General features: G+C 66.8%; 18 protein-coding genes and 1 tRNA gene. 7 read left to right on the forward strand and 12 right to left on the reverse strand.

From position 1 onward, the window contains the following. Positions 1-240 precede the first annotated feature (240 nt). The 5 genes from ACYX7E_RS05160 to rnfB all read left to right on the forward strand — a co-directional run bounded on the left by ACYX7E_RS05160 (position 241) and on the right by rnfB (position 8,528). The gene (locus tag ACYX7E_RS05160; protein ID WP_462079502.1) at positions 241-3,024 is read left to right on the forward strand and encodes a TonB-dependent receptor plug domain-containing protein; all 2,784 of its coding nucleotides are present in this window, start codon (positions 241-243) and stop codon (positions 3,022-3,024) included. A 102-nt stretch (positions 3,025-3,126) separates the two neighbouring features. Further along, the gene (locus tag ACYX7E_RS05165; protein WP_462079503.1) at positions 3,127-5,118 is read left to right on the forward strand and encodes a S9 family peptidase; all 1,992 of its coding nucleotides are present in this window, start codon (positions 3,127-3,129) and stop codon (positions 5,116-5,118) included. 263 nt (positions 5,119-5,381) lie between these two features. Then, positions 5,382-5,816: a DUF2147 domain-containing protein gene (locus tag ACYX7E_RS05170; RefSeq protein WP_462079504.1), complete on the forward strand. Its 435-nt coding sequence runs from the start codon at positions 5,382-5,384 to the stop codon at positions 5,814-5,816. A gap of 188 nt (positions 5,817-6,004) precedes the next feature. Then, complete coding sequence (gene metG / locus ACYX7E_RS05175) at positions 6,005-8,095, forward strand: methionine--tRNA ligase (protein WP_462079505.1); 2,091 nt, start codon at positions 6,005-6,007, stop codon at positions 8,093-8,095. Positions 8,096-8,105: 10 nt separating this feature from the next. Next, the gene (gene rnfB, locus ACYX7E_RS05180) at positions 8,106-8,528 is read left to right on the forward strand and encodes an Rnf electron transport complex subunit RnfB (RefSeq protein WP_462079506.1); all 423 of its coding nucleotides are present in this window, start codon (positions 8,106-8,108) and stop codon (positions 8,526-8,528) included. A gap of 205 nt (positions 8,529-8,733) precedes the next feature. Here the strand turns inward: rnfB and ACYX7E_RS05185 are convergent, their stop codons facing one another. From ACYX7E_RS05185 to ACYX7E_RS05210, 6 genes are all read right to left on the reverse strand, one after another. Beyond that, positions 8,734-9,756: a TraB/GumN family protein gene (locus ACYX7E_RS05185; protein WP_462079507.1), complete on the reverse strand. Its 1,023-nt coding sequence runs from the start codon at positions 9,754-9,756 to the stop codon at positions 8,734-8,736. Between the two features lies 1 nt (position 9,757). After that, positions 9,758-10,714 (reverse strand): DUF1684 domain-containing protein, encoded by a 957-nt coding sequence (locus ACYX7E_RS05190; protein ID WP_462079508.1) that lies wholly within the window; start codon positions 10,712-10,714, stop codon positions 9,758-9,760. Between the two features lies 1 nt (position 10,715). Next, complete coding sequence (mutL, locus tag ACYX7E_RS05195; protein ID WP_462079509.1) at positions 10,716-12,569, reverse strand: DNA mismatch repair endonuclease MutL; 1,854 nt, start codon at positions 12,567-12,569, stop codon at positions 10,716-10,718. Between the two features lie 118 nt (positions 12,570-12,687). Then, positions 12,688-14,244: an N-acetylmuramoyl-L-alanine amidase gene (locus ACYX7E_RS05200; RefSeq protein ID WP_462079510.1), complete on the reverse strand. Its 1,557-nt coding sequence runs from the start codon at positions 14,242-14,244 to the stop codon at positions 12,688-12,690. 115 nt (positions 14,245-14,359) lie between these two features. After that, positions 14,360-14,821: a tRNA (adenosine(37)-N6)-threonylcarbamoyltransferase complex ATPase subunit type 1 TsaE gene (tsaE, locus tag ACYX7E_RS05205; RefSeq protein ID WP_462079511.1), complete on the reverse strand. Its 462-nt coding sequence runs from the start codon at positions 14,819-14,821 to the stop codon at positions 14,360-14,362. 26 nt (positions 14,822-14,847) lie between these two features. Further along, positions 14,848-16,413: an NAD(P)H-hydrate dehydratase gene (locus ACYX7E_RS05210; protein WP_462079512.1), complete on the reverse strand. Its 1,566-nt coding sequence runs from the start codon at positions 16,411-16,413 to the stop codon at positions 14,848-14,850. 26 nt (positions 16,414-16,439) lie between these two features. Between ACYX7E_RS05210 and queG the strand changes: the two genes are divergently transcribed. Then, positions 16,440-17,540, forward strand: coding sequence for a tRNA epoxyqueuosine(34) reductase QueG (gene queG, locus ACYX7E_RS05215; protein WP_462079513.1), 1,101 nt, complete (start codon positions 16,440-16,442; stop codon positions 17,538-17,540). Between the two features lie 60 nt (positions 17,541-17,600). Here the strand turns inward: queG and pgi are convergent, their stop codons facing one another. The 5 genes from pgi to pcnB form a co-directional block, all read right to left on the reverse strand. Beyond that, on the reverse strand, positions 17,601-19,109 hold the full coding sequence (gene pgi, locus ACYX7E_RS05220; protein ID WP_462079514.1) for a glucose-6-phosphate isomerase: 1,509 nt from the start codon (positions 19,107-19,109) through the stop codon (positions 17,601-17,603). 231 nt (positions 19,110-19,340) lie between these two features. Continuing rightward, the gene (gene panC / locus ACYX7E_RS05225) at positions 19,341-20,201 is read right to left on the reverse strand and encodes a pantoate--beta-alanine ligase (protein ID WP_462079515.1); all 861 of its coding nucleotides are present in this window, start codon (positions 20,199-20,201) and stop codon (positions 19,341-19,343) included. 234 nt (positions 20,202-20,435) lie between these two features. Further along, complete coding sequence (panB, locus tag ACYX7E_RS05230; RefSeq protein ID WP_462079516.1) at positions 20,436-21,251, reverse strand: 3-methyl-2-oxobutanoate hydroxymethyltransferase; 816 nt, start codon at positions 21,249-21,251, stop codon at positions 20,436-20,438. Between the two features lie 4 nt (positions 21,252-21,255). After that, the gene (gene folK / locus ACYX7E_RS05235; protein ID WP_462079517.1) at positions 21,256-21,780 is read right to left on the reverse strand and encodes a 2-amino-4-hydroxy-6-hydroxymethyldihydropteridine diphosphokinase; all 525 of its coding nucleotides are present in this window, start codon (positions 21,778-21,780) and stop codon (positions 21,256-21,258) included. A 10-nt stretch (positions 21,781-21,790) separates the two neighbouring features. Beyond that, positions 21,791-23,128: a polynucleotide adenylyltransferase PcnB gene (pcnB, locus tag ACYX7E_RS05240; RefSeq protein ID WP_462079518.1), complete on the reverse strand. Its 1,338-nt coding sequence runs from the start codon at positions 23,126-23,128 to the stop codon at positions 21,791-21,793. Positions 23,129-23,270: 142 nt separating this feature from the next. Here pcnB and ACYX7E_RS05245 point away from each other — a divergent pair. Beyond that, a tRNA-Glu gene (locus tag ACYX7E_RS05245) sits at positions 23,271-23,346 on the forward strand. 319 nt (positions 23,347-23,665) lie between these two features. On the opposite strand, the gene ACYX7E_RS05250 is transcribed toward ACYX7E_RS05245, so the two are convergent. Next, positions 23,666-24,772 (reverse strand): PLP-dependent cysteine synthase family protein, encoded by a 1,107-nt coding sequence (locus ACYX7E_RS05250; protein WP_462079519.1) that lies wholly within the window; start codon positions 24,770-24,772, stop codon positions 23,666-23,668. Positions 24,773-25,031 lie beyond the last annotated feature (259 nt).

A 25,031-nucleotide genomic window follows, 5' to 3' on the forward strand; every position in this document is an offset into this window, starting at 1 on the left:
ACCAGCCGCAATTAAGTGTTTTTACGGTCGAAATTCGCGCCGGCAACGTGTGGCATTGAGGTTAACGTCATGTTAAGTTTTCGTGGTCGGCTCATTTGAAACCTATACGGGACGTGACCGATGGCTCTTTCAAAGGCAACAGCTGTTTTGAAATCACGCATTCCTTGTAGGGGATAACTTGAAATGACTGCACAAAATTATAAGCGTCACCAGGCGAGCAGACTCAGCACCGCCATCGTGATGGCCATGACGTTGTCGGCGGGAAGCGCCTTCGCGCAGGATTCGACACAGGCTGCCGAACAAGCCACGCAGACCGAAAACGCTCCGACCACCCGCGGTGCAACGAATCTCGACAAGGTGACCGTCACCGGTTCGCGCATCAAGCGCGCTGAAATCGAGGGCCCGGCGCCGGTCACGATCGTCACCGCCGCCGATATCGAGAAGCAAGGCTTCAATACGGTTTACGACGCACTCAATACGCTGAGCCAGTTCACCGGTAGCGTCCAGAACGAGCTGACGGCCGGTGGCTTCACCCAGAACGCGAGCTTCCTGAACCTGAGAGGCCTGGGACCGGGCTACCAGCTCATCCTCGTCAATGGACGCCGCGCGGCGGACTACCCCCTGCCTTACAACGGCCAGTCCAATGCAGTCAATCTTGCGAATATTCCTGCAGCCGCGATCGAGCGCATCGAAGTGCTCTCGGGTGGTGCATCCGCCATCTATGGCTCCGATGCCGTCGCAGGTGTCGTCAACGTCATCCTGAAGACCAACTACGAAGGCGACCTGGTCACCCTCCGTGGCGGTACCACGACCCGTGGCGGCGGTGACAGCGGTCGCGTCCAATGGATCGGCGGAAAGACCGGCGACAACTGGAGCGTGACCTACGCCGCGGAGCTCCTCGAGCGTGAAGCCATCTATGCGCGCCAGCGCGATTTCATGGATTCCTATCGCGACGACCCCTCTGTCGATCCCGCCGACGCCCTGCCGGTTGAAGGCGTTCGCTTCACGGTCAATCGCGGCGCGGGTGCGATCCGTGAGTGGCCCGATGGCCTTGCGGCGACCTGCGGCCGGTTCAGCCAGTTTGAAACCTATCGGACCACGTCGGCCCAGCCCGTCCCGAATGCTTGCGGCTATTTCGGCTATCCGGCAACGCAGTCCATCCGCAACTCGGACAGCTCAATCGCAGGCTACCTCTACGGAACCTACGACTTCGACGGCGGGATGCAGGCATGGACCCAGTTGGGCTTCAACAACAGCAAAGCCAAACTGGCGTCTGCGACGCGCTTCATCCAGAGCGGTGCAACGCTCGGGATCGGCAACTTCTATGATCCCAATTTCGGCGGAACCGTTGGCAATATCCTGCGCATCTTCACGCCCGAGGAAGTCGGCAACGTGGGCGCAGAGAACCGCTATGACGAACTGAGCTTCGATGTCGCCGCAGGCCTGCGTGGCACCTTCATCAACGACCGTTTCGACTGGGATGCCACTGTGTCCCACGCGCGTTACCGTGCCGATGATGAATTCAACTGGCCGGTCGCCAGCCGTGTTCGCGATTTCTTCTTTGGCCAAAGGCTGGGAACCACCGGAACCGGCCTGCCGATCTACAACCTGCGTACCGATCGTCTGCTGCGCCCGCTGACGCCGGCGGAAGTGCAGTCCTTCAGCGAGACCTACAGCAGCAAGGCCGACTCCGAAGTCACGCAGGCCTCGTTCAGTGTGAGCGGCGACCTGTTTGAACTTCCGGCAGGCGCGGTCGGCATGGCTGCCATCCTGGAAGCTGCACAGCAGGAGTACGACATTACGCCTGATGCCCGCATGCGGCTCGATTACACCGGCAATGATGCGCCGATGGGTCGCACCGCCACCGGCGGCGGCGGCGACCGCACCCGCTATGCACTCGGTGTCGAGTTCAGTATTCCGATCTTCGAGACCTTCCGGGCAAACATCGCGGGACGCCATGACAAGTACGACGACGCCAGTAGTGTCGACGGCGCCAGCACCTGGATGGCCGGGCTCGAGTGGCGTCCGGTGGACAGCCTGCTCCTGCGCGCAAGCCACAGCACCAGCTTCCGCGCACCCGACATGCACTACATCTTCGCCCAGCCTTCGGGCTTCTTCCTCAACTCGGCACTGGACGAGTACCGTTGCCGTCGTGACGGCTTGAATCCTCTGAGCAACGAGGATTGCGGCTCCGGTACGGATTATTCATATTCGTACAGCGGCCAGCGCGAAGGCAACATCAACCTGAAGGAAGAAACCGGAAAATCCACCACCATCGGCTTCGTCTGGGACATCGCCGATCGCATGTCGGTCAGCGTCGACTACTACCGGATCAAGCTGGAAGGAGCGGTCAAGGACATCGCGTTCAGCTATCTGAGCCGCAATGAAGCCGACTGCCGTCTTGGACAGACGCGCGACGGCAGCCCGGTGGACGTCAATTCGTCGGCATGCCAGTACTTCCGCAGCCTGATCGAGCGTGAAGGCATCAACCCGGCGCTGGGCGAAGACGAGTACGTGCTCACGTACAACTCGGTGCCCTTCAACCAGGCCATGCAGGAAACCACCGGCATCGATGCATCGTTCAAGTACGCGCTTGACACCGATCGCATGGGCGACTTCAACTTCGGCCTGAACTGGACCCACGTCCTCAAGCTTGAAGACCAGGAGTTCCCGGGCAGCGGCATCCGTAACATTCGCGATCACAAGCAGTTCTTCAACTTCCGCAGCCGCATCAACTGGACGGCAAGCTGGGAGCGCAACGACTGGGCAGCGACGGTGTATGGCTACCGCTGGGGCTCGTTGCCGAACTGGGAAGAGACCGGCCGCATCGGTTCCTACGTGATCTGGAATGCCAATGTCCAGAAGAAGCTGACCGAAAAGGCAACCCTGGGCCTGTACGTCAACAACGTGTTCGATGACCTGGCACCGGAAGACAACTCCTTCAATACGTATCCGTTCTTCTGGGGCGCCTACAGCCCCATCGGCCGCGAAGTCTTCGTGCAGTTCGATTACAAGTTCCGCTGACACTTGCTGGATCGATGATCCAAGGAGCCCAGCTTTGCTGGGCTTCTTTTTTCTCGCCAAACTTCCCCAACACCAAAGAAGCAAATCGTCAGGATAATTTCCATGAATCTAACAAAATGGCTTGTCCCGATCGCGCTCGTCGTTTCGTCGATGTCGCATGCAGCGTCAACGCAGCCGATCGAGGATTTCGTCAAGCACCCCACTTACAGCGGAGTAAAAATCTCGCCCAACGGCGACTATCTTGCGATCACCGTCGACCAGGGCGACCAGGATGTACTGACTGTGCTCAGGACATCCGATCTGCAAATCCTGAAGGTCAACCAGCTTCCGGACAAGAAGAGCGTAGGCAGCTTCTACTGGGTGAGCCCGGAGCGCCTGATGTTCAATGCTGTGCGCAAGATGGGTGGATTCGCACAGCCCTTCGCAACGGGCGAATGGTACGGCGTCAATGCGGACGGATCACAACCTCGTCCGCTGATCTTCTACGGCACCCGCGATGCCACCCAGCGCGGCAAATCGGTCAGCAATGAACGGTTCTCGCTGCTGGACACGCTCAAGGGCGACGACCAGTACGTGATCATGGAAGCACGCTCGCCCCGCTCATCGGAAGGCGCTGGCACCGAGGTCGTCAGGCTCGATGTTCTGAATGGTCGTCGCACCTCGATCCTGCGCGCCCCCAAAGAGAACTGCAGCATTGCCCTGGACGCCTCCAAGCTGCCGCGCTTCGCGGTCTGTTCGTCCAGCAAGAATGAGGAAGGCGAGTACGACGAGCGTACCGAACTGTACCGTCGTGACGACAGCCGCTGGACGCTGGTCAATGCCTCAAAATCCGACGGCAAGCACCTCTGGGTGGTCAATACGACCCTGGACGGTACCGTCTACGTGGAACAGAGCGACGACAAGAGCCCGGCCGCCGTCGGCACGCTGAACACCGAAACCGGCGAGTTCACCCAATTGTTCCAGGACGAGGTCGCCGACGTCTCCGACTACATCTGGTCCACCGACGAGAAGACCCTGATCGGCGTGGTGACCGAGGCCGGCGCGCCCAACGTCAAGCTGATCGACGAGAGCCATCCCGATGCCGAACTGTATGCATCGCTGGCCGCCTCGTTCCCGGGCCAGATGGTCGATTTCTCGAGCCATACCGAGGATGGCAAGAAGATCGTCGTCTCCGTCTACAGCGACAGCAACCCGGGGGAGCTGTATCTGTACGACCGTGACACCGGCAAGGCACGCTTCCTGATGCAGGGTCGCAAATGGCTCGACAAGGAGAAGATGGCCTCGGTCAAGCCTTTCGTGGTGACCACCCGCGACGGCAAATCCGTCTACGGCTACCTGACGATCCCGCATGGCTCCGATGGCAAGAACCTGCCACTGATCGTCAATCCGCATGGCGGCCCGATCGGTCCGCGCGACAACTGGGGCTTCAACTGGGAGACGCAGTTGCTGGCCAGCCGTGGCTACGCGGTGCTGCAAATGAACTACCGCGGTTCGGGCGGCTACGGGAAGGCGTTCCAGGATGCCGGCCATCGCCAATGGGGTGAAGGCATCCAGAACGACATCATCGACGCCACCAATTGGGCCATCCAGCAGGGCTATGCCGACAAGGAACGCATCTGCATCTATGGCGGCAGCTTCGGCGGCTACTCGTCGCTGATGGCGCCGATCCGCGCCCCCGGACTGTTCAAATGCACCTTCGGCTACGTCGGTGTCTATGACGTCGACATGATGTTCAAGCGTGGCGACATTCCGGAGCGCGAGTCGGGACTGCGATACCTCCGCAGGACGCACGGCAACAGTGCCGCGGAATGGACACAGAACTCTCCGGCCCGCCGCGCTGCCGAGGTCAAGATCCCGGTCTATCTGGCTGCGGGCGCACGCGACGTGCGTACTCCGCCGGAGCAGACCGAGCTGATGAACAGGGCGCTGATCGCCGCGGGCAATCCGCCCGAAGGCATGATCATCCAGTCTGGCGAAATGCACGGGTTCTACGATGTCGCCAATCGCGTCAAGTTGTACACCGAGATGTTGAAATTCTTCGATCGCCATATCGGTGGCACGGTCACGGTCTCTCCGCCCAGCAAGGCGGACTGACCAGCAAGCCAGAAGGCCCGGCCAACGTCGGGCCTTCTTCTTGCGCGCTTCCGTCCGGCCTGAACGCGGCACGCCCCATGTCTCGCACGAACGACACGTGCCGCGCTTAACGACCGGCTCAGGCTGAATGCACCGGTCCGCACGCCGCGTGAACCGCCGGAGCGATAGCACTTCCCATTCGCACCGATTGCGCTATAAGCAGGTTTCCACGGCTCGTCGCATGACGGCGCGCCCTGCAGACGAATAAATGGGAGGAGTACGACATGCAATTGAACCGAGTTCTCGTCGCCACGGCGGCGATCATGCTGGCATCGCCACTGGTGTCGGCTACCAGTCCAGTGGATGGACGCTGGACCACGCTGGACGACGAAACCGGACGCGCCATGTCCGTGGTCGAGGTCAGCACCACCAACAACGTCCTGACCGCGCGCGTCGTCGAGACGCTCAACACGCCCAATGCGACCTGCAGCGCCTGCTCCGGCTCGCAGCGGGGCAAGCCGATCGTCGGCATGCGCGTGTTGTGGGACCTGAAGCCGACCGCCGATGGCTGGGGCAACGGCAGCGGGTTCAAGCCGTCCACCGGCGACAGCTTCAAGGCCAAGAGCGTCAAGCTGTCGGCGGACGGGAAGACCCTGGAAGTCACCGGCTGCAAGATGTCGGTGCTGTGCAGGACCGCCAAGTGGTCGCGCGCCGGCTGAACGAGCCGACGTCATGATCGCGCTTCAGGGCCCGGCATTGCCGGGCCTTGTCGTTTCTGGAAGACGGCCCCCGCCGCGCCAGCGCGAACGCTTGCTCTGTCGGCGCGCCGCCGTCCTTGCAGGCCCTCGGGATGGCCCCTCCACCCCGCATGCGATAATCCCGCTCCCCTGTTGCTGCAGTCCCGCCCATGTCCCGCCCCGCGCTCGTCACCAACGCCCTTCCCTATGCCAACGGTCCGCTGCACCTGGGCCACCTGGTCGGCTATATCCAGGCCGACATCTGGGTCAGGGCCCGGCGCATGGCCGGCGACACAGTGCACTACGTCTGCGCCGACGACACCCATGGCACGCCGATCATGCTGGCTGCCGAGAAGGCCGGCACCACGCCGGAGGCGTTCATCGCCACCATGCAGGCCGGCCATGAGCGCGACTTCGCCGATTTCAGCGTGGCATTCGACCACTACGATTCGACCCACTCGCCGGGCAACCGTGCGCTGACCGAGGCGATCTACGCCAGGCTGGTCGAGAACGGCCACATCTCGCAGCGCTCGGTCGAGCAGTTCTACGATCCCGAAAAGGGCATGTTCCTGCCCGACCGCTACATCAAGGGCATCTGTCCCAACTGCGGCACGCCCGACCAGTACGGCGACAACTGCGAGCATTGCGGTGCCACCTATTCGCCGACGGACCTCAAGGAGCCTCGCTCGGTGCTGTCGGGCGCGACGCCGGAACTGCGCGAGTCGCTGCACTTCTTCTTCGAGGTCGGCCGCTTCGACGGCTTCCTGCGGCAATGGCTGGCCAGCGACGTCAGCGTGCCGGGCGTCAAGGCCAAACTGCAGGAATGGCTGGACGGCGAAGGCGGGCTGCGCGCCTGGGACATCTCCCGCGACGCGCCCTACTTCGGCTTCGAGATCCCGGGCCATCCGGGCAAGTTCCTGTACGTCTGGCTGGATGCGCCGATCGGCTACCTCAGCAGCTTCCAGGCCCTGTGCCAGCGCGAAGGCCTGGACTTCGACAGTTTCCTCTCCGCCGGCAGCCAGGCGGAAATGCACCACTTCATCGGCAAGGACATCGTCAATTTCCACGGCCTGTTCTGGCCAGCGGTACTGCACGGCTCGGGCATGCGCGCGCCGACGCGGCTGCACGTCAACGGCTACCTGACGGTGGAAGGCGCGAAAATGTCGAAGTCGCGCGGCACCTTCATCATGGCGCGCACCTATCTGGAGCAGGGACTGCATCCCGAGGCGCTGCGCTATTACTTCGCGGCCAAGTCCTCCGGCGGCGTGGACGACCTGGACCTGAACCTCGGCGATTTCGTCGCGCGCGTGAATGCCGACCTGGTCGGCAAGCTGGTCAACCTGGCCAGCCGCTGCGCAGGCTTCATCGACAAGCGCTTCAACGGCCAACTGGCCGATGCGCTGCCCGATCCGGCGATGCATGCGCGCTTCGTGGACGCGCTGCCGGGCATCCGCGCCAGCTACGAACGCAACGATCCGGCCAGCGTGCTGCGCGCGGTGATGACGTTGGCCGACGAGGCCAACCGATACATCGACGATCACAAGCCCTGGGTCATCGCCAAGCAGGAAGGCGCGGACGCGCAGTTGCAGGCGGTCTGTACGCAGGGGTTGAACCTGTTCCGGCTGCTCGCCGGCATGCTGCGCCCGGTGCTGCCGGGCATCGTCGGCCATGTCGAGACGTTCCTGGACGCACCGCTGGCCCGCTGGTCCGACCTCGAAGCGCCGTTGCTCGGCCACGCGATCAAGCCGTACGCGCCGCTGTTCACGCGCATCGATCCCAAGCAGATCGATGCGATGGTCGAAGCGTCGCGCGACACGCTCGCGGCCTCGGCGACCCCGGGCGCCGTGGTCCAGGCGCCGATCGCGAAAGCCAAACAGGCCGCTGCGCCCAAGACCGCCACCGCGGCGACCGCTAGCACGCCTGCGGACGGCCTCATCGGCATCGATGATTTCGCAAAGCTCGATCTGCGCATCGGCAAGGTCCTCGCCTGCTCGTTCGTCGAGGGCTCGGACAAGCTGCTGCGTTTCGAACTCGACGCCGGCGATCTCGGCCAGCGGCAGATCTTCTCGGGCATCCGCGCCAGCTATGGCGAGCCGGAGACCCTGGTCGGCCGCCATGTCGTGTTCATCGCCAACCTCGCACCGCGCAAGATGCGCTTCGGCGTCAGCGAGGGCATGATCCTGTCGGCCGGTTTCGATGGCGGCAGCCTGGCCCTGCTCGATGTCGACAGCAGCGCACTGCCCGGCATGCCGGTGAAGTGACGACCGCGGCATGAATGCCGTGCCTGCCCCGTCGCTGGTCGAACGCCTCGACCGGCTGTTGCCGCAGACCCAGTGCGGGCAATGCGGTTACGACGGCTGCCGTCCCTATGCGCAAGCCATGGCCGACGGCGAGGCCGGCACCGATCATTGTCCACCCGGCGGCGACCACGGCGCGCGGACCCTGGCGCGTCTGCTCGGCATTGCCTCCAGGCCCTATGACCGCACCCGCGGATTGCAGAAGCCCGATCTTGTCGTACGCGTCGTCGAAGCCGACTGCATCGGCTGCACCAAGTGCATCCAGGCCTGTCCGGTCGATGCCATCATCGGCGCCGCCAAGCTGATGCACACGGTGATCGCGCCGCTGTGCACCGGCTGCGAGCTGTGCATTCCGGCGTGCCCGGTGGATTGCATTGAGATCGCGTCGCCCTCGTGATGCCGGGCTTCCCCCTCGACCGACAGCCGTAAGAACCTGTTTACGATCTGTCGCGAGCGCCGGCAGCTGGCGTGTGGTGGAGCGCAGAAAGCGCAGTGTATGTGCGGATACATGAGCAACCGAGCACCGCACGCGCGCCAGATGGCAGGCGCAGTAAGATCGTAAACAGGTTCTAAAGACACGGCCGAGCGGCGCTGCAGCTCCCTCAGCGTGCCGGCAGTTGGGCCGGCACCGCCTTGCAGGCCGAGCAGATGCGCTCGACGTCATAGCCCTTCGCGCGCAGCTTTTCGACCACGCCATCCTCGCCCAGCAGGTGCAGGGCTCCGACCACGATCAGGCTGTCGTCGTTGCCGGGCTGGCGCAGCCGGGCCTCGATCTTCGGGAGCCACGCATCGTTGCGGTCCACGTTGATGCGCTGGTAAAGCTTCGGGAACTGCCGGCGCATTTCCACCGCCAGTTCCTTCCACAGATAGGCTTCATCGCCATTGCGCCAGGCGTTGTGCAGCTTTTCGATCTCGGCCTGGCCTTCGGTCGAGGTTCTCAGCGACTCCTGCAGGAACTGCAGTTGCTCCTCCAGGTCCATGCCGTCAAGGAAGGCGATCTGTTGCTGTGCGGTCTCGAAGCCGGCGGTCGGCTTGCCGGCCTGCTGCGCCCTGGCGGCAAAGTGCGCGTCCAGTCCCAGCGCCGGATCGAGGCCGAACTTGGTCAACTCGGTGACGGTCACCATCAGGCCCACGAACCAGGGCTCGAACATCTGCAGCACCTCCGGTGAGATCTGCATCTTCTGCAGTTGTCCCGCGTTCTCGGTGGTCCATGCCTCGAGCAGCGCGATCGTCTCCGGCGTCAGGCTGCTGTTGAGGCGCGTGCCATCGGTGCGCATACCGGCCTGCGCCATCGACATGCCGGTCTCGGGCGAGCCCAGCTCTTCCGGCGGCACCTCGAACACCACGTGGCGCGCATCGGCGAACGCGGCCTCGACGTCCTGCGACAAGGGATAGTCGCTGGGCTTCAACAGGTGGAAGGACCCGAGCAGATAGATCGAATTGTCGTCGTCGGAGACTTTCCACAACAGCGGGACCGGACGGCCATCGGACGTCGGGGAGGCGACCGGTGTCGCAGCTGCAGTCGCGGGCTGGTCGGCCTGCACCGCACCGGCGAATGCCACGATGGTCGCGAGCCCGAGAAACGGGGCCAGCAGTCTGCGCGAGGGGCGCCAGTTCAGTTGCATGTCATTCCTTTGAAGTCTTGGTGGGCTTGGCATAGGTCTTCTCGCCTGCGGTGATCGCGAGGTCGAGACGGTTCTCCGGCGGCGGCAACGGACAGGTCGCGAAATCGGTGAACGCACAGGGTGGGTTGTAGGCACGGTTGAAATCCAGCATCACGCGGCCCTCGGCGTCGGCGGCATCGACGTCGAGGTAACGGCCGGCGCTGTAGCTGCCCTGCCCGCTGGTGCGATCGGCCAGGATCACGAACAGGCGACCTTCACCGTCATCGAGCGCTTCCAGCCGGTAGTCGACGCCGTCGCGCGTGAACACCAGCACGCCTGGATTGCGGGACTGTTCCAGGATGCCGACGATGTTGGCGATCTCGATGGTCTTGCCCGGCGGATGCGCGACGAATCGTCCCGGGATGCGCCAGCCGCTGTCCACAGGCCAGAACGCCAGCCCGGCAAAGCTGCGGCGCGCCTCGGCGTCGGCATGACGGATCCGCAAGGCCTTGCGGTCGCCGCGCTCGATCAGCGACAGCTCGCCCTTGCCCTCGTCGAAGCCGATCAGGGTCGGCGACGGTGTCTTGTCGGATGCCAGCAGGCCACGTCCCTTCAGCGCCACGCCGTCCCGCGTCACCGCGACGCCGCGCTCGGGAGTGAAGTAGACCTGCCCGCGTTGCTGCTGGACCAGGCCCAACGCATCGGGGCCCTTGGCGATGCGGATGCCGCTGCGCTCGCCGCTGCCGACGTAATGCGCGTCGAGCGACAGCCAGTGCAGGCCCACCAGCGTCGTCCAGCCATCGTCGCCGACCAGACTGTCATGACGGTGTTGGCGCCACTGCGCATTGTCGGCCAGGAACTGCGGATCCTCTTCCGCCTTCGGACTCGACGCCGGCATCTCCTGCGAAGGCTGGCAGGACGACAGCGCGCCAACCGCCAGCACGACGCAGCACGCGATCAACCAGCGCGATGACCGCATGTCATCGTCCCCGCAGGAACCAGCGATCGATGTCGGGCAGCGAGAAATGCGCCCAGGTCGGCCGGCCATGGTTGCACTGGCCTGAACGCTCGGTCACTTCCATCTGCCGCAGCAGCGCGTTCATCTCCGGAATCGTCAACCGGCGGTTGGCACGGATCGCACCGTGGCAGGCCATCGTCGACAACAGTTCGTCGCGGGCCGCGCGGATGCGGCGGCTCTCGCCGTGCTCGCGCAGGTCGGCCAGCACATCGCGCAGCAAGGCCTCGGTATCGCCTTCGGCCAGCAGCGCCGGCACGCTGCGCAGCAACAGCGACTGCGGACCGCTGCGCGAGACTTCGAAACCCAGGTCCAGCAGGGTCGTGGTCTCGCGCTCGGCGACATCGGCCTCGCGCTCGGACACGGCCACGGTCTGCGGCACCAGCAGCGGCTGCGTGCGCAGGCCGTCGCTGTCGTGCGCGTTCTTCAGGCGCTCATAGCCGATGCGTTCGTGCGCGGCGTGCATGTCGACGACGATCAGACCGTCGGCGGTTTCGCTGAGCACGTAGATGCCATGCAGCTGCGCGACCGCGAATCCCAGCGGTGGCACGCCATGCGCGGCATCGTCCCGCGGCAGCGCCGGCATCGGCCGCGGCGAGTCGACGCCCCCGTCGCTGGTCGTCGCTGGCGAGGCATACAGGGCCGCATAGGCGGCGCGTGCTTCCTCGACCTGCAGGTGCAGGTTGGATTGTGGCATCGGACGCGACCACACCGATGCGCCGGCATCGCCGCCGCCGAAGGCACCGGGCAGGCCCGACATGCCTGACATGCCGGACGAGGGACGCTCGATCGCACTGGCAACCGCGCCAGCACGCGTCTCCGACAAGGCATCGTGCAGCGTGCGGAACACGAAATCGTGGATCAGCCGCGCGTCGCGGAACCGTACCTCGTGCTTGGCCGGGTGCACGTTGACGTCGACGCGCGTCGGGTCGAGCTCCAGGAACAGCACGTAGGCAGGCTGCCGACCATGGAACAGCACGTCGGCATAGGCCTGCTTGACCGCATGCGCGACGCTGCGGTCGCGCACCGCGCGGCCGTTGACGTACAGGTACTGCTGATCGGCGCTGGCACGCGAATAGGTCGGCAGCGCGATCCAGCCCGACAGCCGCAGGCCGGCCGCGGCATGGTCGACGCGCAACGACTGCTTGGCGAAATCCGCACCCAGCGTCTCGGCCAGCCGTTCGCCGGAAAACAGTTCGATGCTGCCGCCATCGGAGAATCCGCGATAACGCCGGGACGGCTTGCCGTTGTGCGACACGCGCAATTCCACTTCCGGCCGCGACAATGCCAGCGAGCGCAGCCATTCCTCGATATGCCCCAGCTCGGTACGCTCGGCACGCAGGAACTTGCGCCGCGCCGGTACGTTGTAGAACAGGTCGCGCACTTCCACGGTGGTGCCGACCGGGTGCTGGCGCGGCGCGATCTCTCCGACGCGTCCTCCATCGACCTGCAGCGCCGAACCGTGCGCATCCTGTTCGCGCCGCGAGCTGAGCTGGAACCGGCTGACCGAGGCGATCGACGGCAGCGCTTCGCCCCGGAACCCCAGCGTCGCCACCGCTTCCAGGTCGTCCAGCGAGGCGATCTTGCTGGTGGCATGGCGCGAGATCGCCAGCGGCAACTCTTCGGCCGGCATGCCGCTGCCATCGTCGCGGATGCGGATCAGGCGGACGCCGCCCTCTTCGAGTTCGATGTCGACGCGACGCGCGCCGGCATCGAGGGCGTTCTCGACCAGTTCCTTGACCACGGATGCCGGCCGCTCGACGACTTCGCCGGCAGCGATCTGGTTGATCAGGGTATCGGGGAGCTGACGAATGGCCAAGCGTGTCTCGATGCGTCTGCGGCATCGCCATCGGAATCAGCCACGATGATAACGAACTTGCCCGCGCTTCCGCGGCAGACGCGCGATGCCGGTCAGGCCGGCGTCGGAAACACGTTGTTCAGGGACTTCCGCCGGCGCCGACGACCGGCTGCACCGCAGCGGTCTGAGCCTGCTGGCCCGCGGCCGCGCGCGCGGCGAACAGCGTGCCCGGCGGCGGCTGGTTGGTGAAGAACGCGCTGATGCCGTTCAGGATGGCCGCGGCGAGCCGGCGCTGGTGCGCAGGATCCTTGAGCCGCTTTTCCTCGTCGACATTGGAAATGAAGCCGGTCTCGACCAGCATCGCCGGCATGTCGGCATTGCGCAGCACTTCGAAGTTTGCGTACTCGACCTGCGCCTTGTGGGTCTTGCCGACGCCGCGCAGGCCGCCGAGCACATGCTGGGCCGCATCCTGCGAGGCCTTCATGTGGCCGCTCTGTGCCAGGTCGAGCAGTACGTTCGACAGCGTGTCCTTCTCCAGCCGCACGCCGCCGACCAGGTCGGAGGTGTTCTCGCGATCAGCGAGCCAGCGCGCATGTTGCGACGACGCGCCACGCGTCGACAGCGTATAGACCGACGAGCCGAAGGCACTGCGGTTGGGCGCGGCATCGGCGTGGATCGACACGAACATGTCCGCCTTCGCCGAGCGCGCACGGCGCGCACGCTGCGGGCGTTCGACATAGACATCGTTGTCGCGGATCAGGTGCGCGCGCATGCCCGGGGTCGCGTTGATCTGGCTGGCCAGTTCCTTCGCGATCGCGAGCACGACATGTTTTTCGTAGGTCCCGCTGGGGCCGATGGCGCCCGGATCCTGTCCGCCGTGACCGGCATCGATCGCGACGACCAGCGGGCGCATACCCGGCTGCATCGCACGCACCGGCGCTGCGGCCACCGGTGCCGGGGCGGCGGCGGCCACGTCGGCCTGTGCGACCGGACCCGGGGCTGCCTGCTGGCTGGCCGTCGGCGTCGGCGGGGATGCGGGAGCAGCGGCCACCGAGGTCGGGGCTGTAGCCGTCGGCGCACGCGCGACAGGCGCCTGCGCCGAAGGCATGCCCGCGACCAGGCGCGACGTGGCGTCCGCGGAGGCCTTGGCAGGATCAGGTACGGGTTGCGCTGCAACGGGCGGCGCGGCTGTCGGAGACGTGGCACTCGGGGACGATGCCGTCGGCGTCGCCGTGGCGGCCGTCGTGGTCTGCTGGGTCGCCGCAGCGATCCGTGCGATCGGATCGGCCGCACCGTCGCCCGGCCATTCGATGACCAGCCGGGTGCCGCCGGGCGCCGCTTCGTAACGGGGCTTCAGCGCGACGATCGAACTGGCGAGGTCGAACACGATCCGGGTCGTGCCGGGAACGGGCTGGCCGCTGCGCACCGACCTGATGACGCCGGCGCCGGCCGGCGCCTTCAGGCTGGCGGCGAGCTTGCTGTCGGGAATGTCGATGACCAGCCGGTGCGGATTGGCCAGCGTGATGACCTTGTACTCGACCTGGGCGTTCAACTGGACCTCGGCCCGGGTGCCGGTGGGCCCGACACTGACGCGCAAGTCCTTGATTTCAGACGCGTGCGCGAGATTCCAGCACAGCGCGGCGATCAACGCCAAGCCGAGCAGGATCTGCTGGAAATTGATTCCCCTGATACGCATGACGCGTAGTCAATCACCAAAATCCAGCGTTTGCAATCATTTTTCCCTTATAAATCCGCCACCTGCCGAACCTTCCTATAAGAAAGGTTCATCAAGGGGCAGCAAACGGCCACCTTCAGCCTGCTGAAGACGCCAGCGACGCCAGCCAGCGATGACCCAATGCGCTGACCGCCTGCAGGTGCGCCGAGCGCCCTGCCCCGTCGACGGCCAGGGCCACGCGCAGGTCCGCGGACGGCAATCCGCCGCGCTCGGCCCGCTCCGGCCATTCAACCAGCCACAGCGCCGGCTCGATGTCGTCCAGGCCCAGGAATTCCAGCTCGCCGGCATCGCCGATCCGGTACAGGTCCAGGTGCAAGGCTTCGCCGCCCGACGCCAGCGGATAGCGCTCGACCAGCGTATAGGTCGGACTGCGCACCGGCCCGGTCACGCCCAACGCGCGCAGCCAGGCACGCGCCAGCGTCGACTTGCCTGCCCCCAGGTCGCCCTGCAGGTGCACCATCGCCGCGCCAGGCTGGGTCCGGGCCAGGGCCTGCGCCAGGGACGCGGTGGCGTCCTCATCGGCGAGGTGCATCGCCATCAGGCCCGTGTGTCCGCCGTGGCCGCTCATGCCCCAACCCCTGCACATGCCCCGCCCGCTGCATTGCCCAACCGTCCATTGGCAAGGCGGCGCATCGGCGCGAACAGATCGGCCGGCAGCAGGCCGCGCTCACCGTGTTCGTGAACCGCGACGTCGCCGGCCATGGCATGCAGCAACGCCCCCGCGCTGGCCGCCTCGAACGGCGCCAGGCCCTGCGCACGCAATGCGGCAATGCATCCCGTCAGCACGTCGCCCATGCCGCCGACCGACATGCCGGGGTTGCCCGCCGCGATGACGCGTGGCAACTCGCCTGGCGCCGCGACCAGCGTGCCCGCGCCCTTGAGTACGACCACGCAATCGAAGATCTCGCACAGCAGGCGCACGGCGGCGTAACGGTTCGCCTGCACTTCGGCACTGCTGATGCCCAGCAGCCGCGCAGCCTCGCCCGGGTGCGGCGTGACGATCGAATCCGCCGGCAGCGACTGCGCCCGCAAGGACAGCAGGTTCAACGCATCCGCATCGACGACGAGCGGCTTTCCCGACTGCATGACCTGCGACTGCAGGGCCTGCGACCAGGCCGACTGTCCCAACCCGGGGCCCAGTGCGACCACGTCGCTGCGGACCAGCAGCGGATGCAGCTCCTGCGGCGAGTCCACCGCATGCGCCATCAATTCCGGACGTCGCGCCAGCGCGGCGGGCACATGCGTCGCGCGCGTGGCCAGACTGACCAGCCCGGCGCCACAGCGCAGTGCGGACTCGCCCGACAGCAGGATCGCGCCGCCCATGCCGTGCTCGCCGCCGACGCACAGCACGCGGCCGAACATGCCCTTGTGGGCGTTGCGCGGACGCGTCCCGAACCACGCCGGCAGGTCTGCTGGCAGCAGCATCCGCGCATGCACCGGGGTGGCCTCGATCAAGGCCGGCGAGACCTCGAGCGTTGCAACCGACAGCGCGCCGACATGATCGAGCGCAGCCCCCGTGCGCAGGCCGGCGTGTTCGACGATGAACTGCAGCGTCCGGGCCGCCTGCACGACGCGTCCCGGCGCACTACCGCGATCGGCATCGAGGCCGCTGGGTACATCGAGCGAGAACACCGGTACCGACGCGTGGTTGACCGCATCGATCAGGGCCGCCGTCGCGTCATCCGGCGCGCGCGCCAGCCCGATGCCGAACAGCGCATCGACGATCAGGTCGGCGGTGGGCAAGCTGCCGCGGAACTCGGCGACACCGCCGCCGGCGCCTTCGTAGGCATCGGCGGCATGCCGCGCCAGCTCGCCGCGCGGCGGGTGCGCGGCCAAGCGGACCACCTGCACATCGCGACCGGACTGCTGGGCGTGGCGCGCCAGCACGTAGCCGTCGCCGCCGTTGTTGCCGGGACCGCAGACGACGACGATCCGATGCGCCTGCGGCCAGTGCTGCAACACTTCGCGCCAGGCCGCCTGCCCCGCGCGCGCCATCAGCGCGAACGCGTCTCCGGGCAACCGGGCGTTGGCGCTGAGCTCGAGCGCGCGCACCGCGGCGCTGTCGTACAACGCGATGCCTGGCGGTACAGGCGGCAGAGGGTTCGCGGGGGGGGAGCGAGGGGGATTCATGGCCGGGATTCTATACTTCACGCGCCATGTCGCCCCCTCACGCCACCGCCCCCGCCGTTGCTGCCCCGCAGGGCACCGACCGCACACCTGCCGCCCTGGCCGCGCGGATCAAGACGCTGGCGCGCGGGCTGGGCTTCCAGCGTTGCGGCATCGCCGGGATCGAGCTGCACGACGACGAAGCCCACCTGAAAACCTGGCTGGCCGAGGGCCTGTACGGGACGATGGACTGGATGGCGCGCCATGGCGACATGCGCTCGCGCCCGCAAGAGCTGATCCCGGGAACGCTGCGCGTGATCTCGGTGGGCCTGGACTACGGTCGCAACGACGACGACAGCGCCTGGCAGACCCTGGCCGACGGCGAGCGCGCCTATGTCGCGCGTTATGCGCTGGGCCGCGACTACCACAAGCTGATGCGCGCACGGCTGCAGAAGCTGGCCGAACGCATCGGCGACGAGATCGGACCGTATGGCTATCGCGTCTTCGTGGATTCGGCCCCGGTGCTGGAACGCGCACTGGCGCGCAACGCCGGCCTGGGCTGGATCGGCAAGCACACCTGCCTGATCGACAAGGACGGCGGGTCGTGGTTTTTCCTCGGCGAAATCTATGTCGACCTGCCGCTGCCGATCGACCCGCCCGCCAGTGCGCATTGCGGGACCTGCGTGCGCTGCATCGATGTCTGCCCGACCCAGGCCATCGTCGCGCCGCACCGGCTCGATGCGCGCCGCTGCATTTCCTACCTGACGATCGAGCACGAAGGCGCGATTCCCGAAGCGTTGCGCGAGCCGATCGGCAACCGCATCTTCGGATGCGACGACTGCCAGCTGGTCTGCCCCTGGAACAAGTTCGCCAAGCGCCATGACGAACCCGACTTCCGCGCACGCAACGCGCTCGATACCGCCACGCTGCCGCAGCTGTTCGCGTGGAGCGAAGAGGAGTTCCTGCGCCGGACCGAAGGTTCGGCGATCCGCCGCAGCGGTCATCCGCGCTGGTTGCGCAACATCGCGACCGCGCTCGGCAACGCACCGACGACGCCGACGGTGGTCGCGGCGCTGCAGAGCCGGCGCGACTGGCCGGATCCGGTGGTGCGCGAACATATCGACTGGGCCTTGGCCCGGCACCTCGGCTGACCGTCATCCTTCCGCCATCGCGCCCCTGGACAGCGCTCCTGCGGGGATGACGGCCGTCGCTCAGCCGCGCGCGGCGATCTCGGCCAGCACGGCGCGGGTCACCGGATCGTCGGCTTCGGCCTTGCCCTGCAACGCGGGCAGCAGCTTGCTGGCGACCTGCTTGCCGAGCTCGACGCCGAACTGGTCGAACGCGTTGATGCCCCAGGCCACCGATTGCAGGTAGACGCTGTGCTCGTACAGTGCGACCAGCATGCCCAGCGATGCCGGCGTCAGGCGGTCCAGCAGCAACAGCGTGCTCGGTCGATTGCCTGCATACGCGCGATGCGGATCGTCGCTGCCCTGGCCGTTGGCGAGCGCCTCGGTCTGCGCCAGCAGGTTGGCCAGCAACGCCTGGTGGTTCTCGACATGCGGATCGTCGTTGCGCACGACACCGATGAAATCGGCGGGCACGACCTGGGTGCCCTGGTGCAGGGCCTGGAAGAAGCTGTGCTGGGTGTCGGTGCCCGGCCCACCCCACCACACCGGCACGCTCTGCACCGGCAATGCCGTGCCATCCAGCCGCACCGACTTGCCGAGGCTTTCCATGACCAGCTGCTGCAGGTAGCTGGGCAGCAGTTTCAGGCGCTCGTCGTAAGGCAGGACCGCCTGGGTCGACGCACCCAGTGCATTGCGGTTCCAGATCGCGGTCAGGGCGTGCCAGACCGTGAGGTTGGTGCGCGCGGGCTCGGTGGCGGCATGCGCGTCCATGGCGTGCGCACCCTCGAGCAGTTGTTCGAACGCCGGCATGCCGATCGCCAAGGCGACCGGAAAGCCGACCGCCGACCACAACGAGTAGCGCCCCCCCACCCAGTCCCACATCGGCAGGATTCGCTCGGCGGCGATGCCGAACTGCGCGGCACGCTCGACATTGGCGCTGACCGCGTAGACGCGGCGGTCGTCGCCGAGCCAGTCGCGGACGATGCGGCCATTGAGCAGCGTTTCCTGGGTGCCGAAGGTCTTCGAGATCAGGATGGTCGCGGTCCGCGCCGGATCCAGCGACGCCAGCGTCCGCTGCGCGGCGGCACCATCGACGTTGGACAGGAAATGCACGCGGAAGCGCGCGCCCGGCTGCGCCAAGGCATCGACGATCAGCCGTGGCCCCAGGTCCGACCCGCCGATGCCGACGCTGACGATGTCGGTGACGTCGGTCGCGGCCAGGGCATCGATCATGGCGGCCATCTGCCGACGCGCATCGCGGGCCAGTGACGCCGCATCGCGCGCGACCTGCGCATCGGACACATCGCCGCGCAACGCGGTATGCAGTGCCGCCCGGTCCTCGGTGACATTGACGAGGTCGCCGTCGACCAGCCTGCGCATCGCCGCCGACAGCCCTGCATGCTCGCCCAGCGCGAACAGCGCATCCAGCGCCCCGCGATCGTAGCTCTGGCGCGAGAAATTGGCATACAGCGGACCGACACGCAGCGCGAGATCGCGCGTGCGTCCGGGATCACCGGCGATCAGCGTCGACAGGGAGGCGTTGGCCAGGCGTTCGGCGTGCGGGCCCAGGGAATCGATTGTCGACAACGTCATTGCTCCGCGACAGTGGGGTCCCCGAGTATAGGCCCGCACAGGCGCGCAGCGCGTGGCAACGGCGTCGCTGGCATGGCCTGTTTTCCGCATGCTTGAACCTGTCCCGTGGATGTCCTCTGGCGCCATGCCAAGGACAGTCGGGACCACATGGGTCGGGGTATGTGCGCCAGGCCATGTCGCGCGTCGTGTCCCCGCGAGACGCCGCCACGCCGCGCGTTGCCGCACCTGCGCTCAGCGCGCGTCGGGCAGCGTGAATTCGAGGTTGTCGATCAGCCGGGTCGTGCCCTGGCGGGCCGCCGCCAACGCGACCAGATTACCGCCCTGCCCGTCCGCGAATGCGGCCAGCGTCGCCTGGTGCACGACGACATAGTCGACGACGAAGCCGGCGGCCTGCAGCCGTGCAATGGCGTCTCCCTGCGCCCTGGCGAGCGACTGGCCCGACAGCAAGGCATCGCGCAACTGTTGCAGGCTGCGTTGCAGCTCCGGTGCCTGCGCACGTTGTTCCGGCGACAGGTACTGGTTGCGCGAACTCAGGGCCAGGCCGTCATCCGCACGCACGATGTCGGCACCGACGATCTCCACCGGGAACGCGAGATCGCGCACGAAATAACGGACCACCGCCAGTTGCTGGTAGTCCTTGCGGCCGAACACCGCGACATCGGGCTGCACCTGGTTCAGCAGCCGCGAGACCACGGTGACCACGCCGTCGAAGTGGCCGGGACGATGCGCGCCGTCGAGGATGTCGGTGATGCCGGGCACGCGCATCTGGACGGCATTGGCAGGACCGAACGGATACATGGTATCCACCGACGGCAGCCACAGCAGATCGCAGCCGGCCTCCTGCAGGCCCGCCGCATCCTGTTCGGGTGTGCGCGGATAGCGATCGAAGTCCTCGTGCGGGCCGAACTGCGTCGGGTTGACGAACACGCTGGCGACCACACGATCGGCATGCTGGCGCGCGAGCCGGACCAGGGCGTGATGGCCGGCATGCAGGTTGCCCATCGTCGGCACGAACGCCACGCGCAGGCCGTGGCGCTTCCAGTCGGCGATGCGCGGGCGGAGGGCGGTCAATGCGTCGACGACATCAATCATGGTCTGGCAGGCGAGCGGGCAATGGACGATTGTCGCCGATGTCGGCGGCACGGGCACCAGGACGCGCGGCACATTGCGTCCCGCCCACCATCACTGCAGCGACATTGCGGCAGCGATCAGCGCCGGACCGCTCGTTCCGCAATCGCCGCAATCGGGGCCAGGATCTCTTCGACAACGACAACGACAACGACGATCGCGGATGGGCGGGCGGGCACAGGCCCGCACGACGATGCCTCAGGCGTACGAATGCTGGGCGCCGGGGAAGCTGCCGTCGCGCACGGCGGCGATGTAAGCACGTGCCGCGCCGGCCACCGATCCGCCTTCGGCCAGGAAATCCTTGACGAATTTCGGGCGGCGATGGCCCGTGTCCAGCCCCAGCATGTCGTGCAGCACCAGCACCTGGCCATCGCAATGCGGGCCAGCGCCGATGCCGACCGTTGGGATCGGACAGCTGCGGGTGATGTCCTCGGCCAGCGCCACGGGCACGCATTCGAGCACCATCGACGACGCGCCGGCTTCGGCGACCGCCATCGCATCGGCCAGCAGTTGCCGTGCCGCGCCTTCGTCGCGCCCCTGCACCTTGAAGCCGCCAAAACGCAGCACCGATTGCGGCGTCATGCCCAGGTGCGCCGAGACCGGGATCTCGCGCTCCACCAGATAGCGGATGACGTCGAGCTTGTGCCCGGCGCCCTCGAGCTTGACCATGCCTGCGCCGGCCTGCAGCAGCGCGGTCGCGGCATCGAGCGCACGCGTCGGCGAGGCGTCGGCCTGGAACGGCAGGTCGGCCAGCACCAGTGCGGAACGGGTCGCGCGGGCGACGCAGCGCGTGTGGTAGACCATGTCTTCAAGCGTCACCGGCAAAGTCGATCCCAGGCCCTGCACGACCATGCCCAGCGAATCGCCGATCAGCAGGATGTCGGCGCCGGCATCGTCGAACACGCGTGCGAAACCGGCGTCGTAGGCGGTCAGCATCGCCAGCTTGCGGCCGTCGCGCTTGGCTTGCAGCAGATCGGGAACCATGACGGGCTTGCGTGGGGAAATGGCGTTCATGCGGTCAGTCCAGTGGCTTGATGTCGTCGTGTCGGCCATCGCCGGATGCGGTGGCGGTCAGTGCCGCCAGCGCGGTGCTGGCGCGGCCCACGCCCGGGATGACGATGTCCGGGTCCAGTTCCGTCAGCGGAACCAGGGCAAAGGCGCGTTCGTGCAGATGCGGATGCGGGACGCGCAGGTCCGGCGTGTCGATGCGGCTGTCACCATACAGCAGGATGTCGAGATCCAGCGTCCGCGGTCCCCAGCGGTCGCTGCCGTCGGCGGCGCGTTGACGGCCGGACTGGCGCTCGAGCGCCAGCAGGGCCTTCAGCAGCGCATGCGGCGGCAGGGAGGTTTCGAGCGCGGCCACGGCATTGATGAAATCGGGCTGGTCGCGCACGCCCCAGGCCGGGGTCGCATACAGGCGCGACGCCCGCAACAGGCGGGTCTGCGGCAGCCCGTCGAGGGCGACCAGCGCGTGGCGCAGGATCGTCGCCGCATCTCCGACATTGCCGCCGAGGCCAACGTGACACACCAGCCCTGCACTCATTCCGCCGCGCTCATCCCGCCGTGCTGACCCGCCGACGCCGGCGACGGCGCTTGCGCGCTGCGCCCTGCTCGTCGGTGTCGCTGTCATCGCCATCGCCACCGTCGGCGGGCGCATGGGCGATCGCGGCATCGGGATCGTGCTGGGCCTCGGTCCAGAAGGCGACGTCGTCGGCATGGCTGTTGGACGCCTGCAGGCGCAACACCAGGAAATCGAACGCGGCGCGGAAACGCGGATGCGCGATGGTGCGCAGCACGCGCTTGCGCTGGCGCAGCGAGAACCGCGCCTGCATCAGCCAGATCTCCTGCATCGGCAGCGAGAACCGGCGCGGCAGCGCAATGGTGTTGAGCTGGTGCAGGGTCACCCGGTCGGCCGCGCGGCGCTGGGCCTCGGTCACGTGCACGCCCTGCGCCTGCAGCCCGGCCAGCGAACGGCAATAGGCCGGCCACAGCAGCACCGCAAACAGGAATGCCGGCGACACCGGCTCGTCGTTGGCGACCCGCTGGTCGGTGCTGCGCAGGCCTTCGATGGTCATCCGGCGCAGCGCGCCGCTGCGGTTGGACGCCAGCGCCGCAGCCGTTTCCGGGAACAGCGCCTGCAACAGGCCGTGCCGCTCCAGTCCTTCGAAGCTGGCCACCGCATGGCCGGACAGGAACATCTTCAGGCACTCCTCGAACAGGCGCGCCGGCGCGGCTTCCGACAGCAAAGACCCCAGGCGCAGGATCGGTTCGGCGGTGGCCGGTTCGATCGAGAAGCCGAGCTTGCCGGCCAGCCGGATCGCACGCAGCATCCGCACGGGGTCCTCGCGGTAACGCGTCTCGGGGTCGCCGATCAGGCGCAACACCCGGTTCTGGACGTCCTCGAAGCCGCCGACATAATCGCGCACCGAGAAATCCTCGATCGCGTAATACAGCGCGTTCGCAGTGAAGTCGCGGCGGATCGCATCGTCCTCGATGGTGCCGTAGACGTTGTCGCGCAGCAGCCGGCCGTCGTCATGGACCTCGCGGTCGCCGCTGCCGTCGTCGACATTGGCGCGGAACGTGGCGACCTCGATGATCTCGCGGCCGAACACGACATGCGCCAGCCGGAACCGCCTGCCGATCAACCGGCAATTGCGGAACAGGGCCTTGACCTGCTCGGGCGTGGCGTCGGTGGCGACGTCGAAGTCCTTGGGCTGGATCTCGACCAGCAGGTCGCGGACCGCGCCGCCGACCAGGCAGGCCTGGTGGCCGCCATCGCGCAGGCGATAAAGCACGCGCAAGGCATTGGGACTGACATGCTTGCGGGAAATGGTGTGCTGTTCGCGCGGAATGATCCGCAGTTCAGCCGGGTGGAGCGTGGTATCGGGCATCAGGTCGCCAGGAATTTCGTGAAAGGGGTCGTTTCCGACCGCCGCATCGCTGCTATACTAGCAAGCTGCGCAGGGCCTGACCGCTCCCGCAGGCCGGTTGGACGACCGGCGTTGCCCAGACTACCGGTCCGGGCAGACTTCAGCTCCCTTCGTCTAGAGGCCTAGGACGTGGCCCTCTCAAGGCTAAAACACGGGTTCGAATCCCGTAGGGAGCGCCATCTTGATAGTAAGAGCCCATGTCGCGAGACATGGGCTTTTTCAATTCCCGGCGCGTCGCGGAGGGTTCGTACCCGGGTTCGACGGATTCGCCCGGAGCGAATCCGCACAGCCGCAGGCTGCCCGCAGGGCGCGGCACACGGATGTGCCGCGTGTATCCCGTAGGGAGCGCCATCTTGATAGCAAAAGCCCATGTCGCGAGACATGGGCTTTTGCTTTGTGGCGTCCTGCGCGACTTGGCCAGACCCGACTCGATCCATCCGCATCGCTGCCCGATGCGCGACCCGCATTGCGGCCGGACGATCGCGGCCATGGCCGCTGCTACAGGGTTCCGGCGACCTGCAGGGGCGGCAGGCCGCCACCCGCCGCCGCTTCGGCGACGAGGCGGTCGGCACCGGCCTGGTCGATGCCATGCTCGGCGTACCAGTCGGGGTTGTAATAACTGTGGTCGTAGCGCTCGCCGCCATCGCAGAGGATGGTCACGATCGACCCGACGTCCCCGCGCGCGCGCATGCGCGTGGCGACCTGTAGCACGCCGATGAAATTAGTGCCGGTCGAACCGCCGACGCGGCGGCCCAGCGCGCGATTGACGTGACGCATCGCAGCGAGGCTCAGCGCGTCGGGCACCTTGACCATCGCGTCGACGCAGCCGGCGATGAAGCTGGGCTCGACCCGGGGACGACCGATGCCTTCGATGCGAGAACCGCGTACCGGCTCGGCCGGAGCGGCATGCACACGGCCTGCCGCGACATCGGCGTAGTAATCCTGGAACGCGGAGAACTCGGGATCGGCGCACAGGATCCGGGTCGGGAAGCCGCGATAGCGCGCGTAGCGGCCGAGCGTCGCACTGGTGCCGCCGGTGCCCGCGCTGCAGACCACCCAGGCCGGAATGGGGTGCTCCTCGTGCGCCATCTGCCGGAAGATCGATTCGGCGATGTTGTTGTTGGCGCGCCAGTCGGTCGCGCGCTCGGCGTAGGTGAACTGGTCCATGAAATGACCGTCGCAATCGCGCGCGAGCCGCGCGGATTCCTCGCCGATGCCGCAGGCCGCGCGGATCAGGTGGCAACGCCCGCCCTGGAATTCGATCGCAGCGATCTTTTCCGGCGACGTCGACTCGGGCATCACCGCAACGAACGGCAAGCCCAGCAGGCGTGCGAAGTAAGCCTCGGACACCGCGGTCGAGCCGCTCGACGCCTCGATCACCGTGCTGCCGGCATGCAACCAGCCGTTGGCCAGCGCATACAGGAACAGCGACCGCGCCAGCCGGTGCTTCAGGCTGCCGGTGGGATGGCTGGACTCGTCCTTGAAGTACAGGTCGATGCCGGGAAAGCCCGGTAGCGCCATCGGAATCAGGTGGGTATCGGCCGAACGGTTGAAGTCGGCTTCGATCTTGCGGATGGCCTGGGCCACCCATGCGCGGTTGGACATGCTGGACCTGGTTGTCTGCGCAGGCGATGCGCGCGGCGACCCCATCGGCCGCAGCGCACAGCTTAGCGGGTCGCGCGCACGATCACCCGGTGCCGCGGCTGCGCATTCGGGCACGGCTCAGTCGGCGGCCCCCGCACTCGCCTCCCAGCGCCACTGTCCACGCGCGCGGAATAGGTAAGGAATAGAAATAGGAGTAGGAAGAAGGGGGAAATCGCAGGCCCAGCGCAGGCCCCGACCCGCCCGCGACCGGCGCTTTCCA

The organism is Luteimonas sp. RIT-PG2_3, from assembly GCF_054902115.1.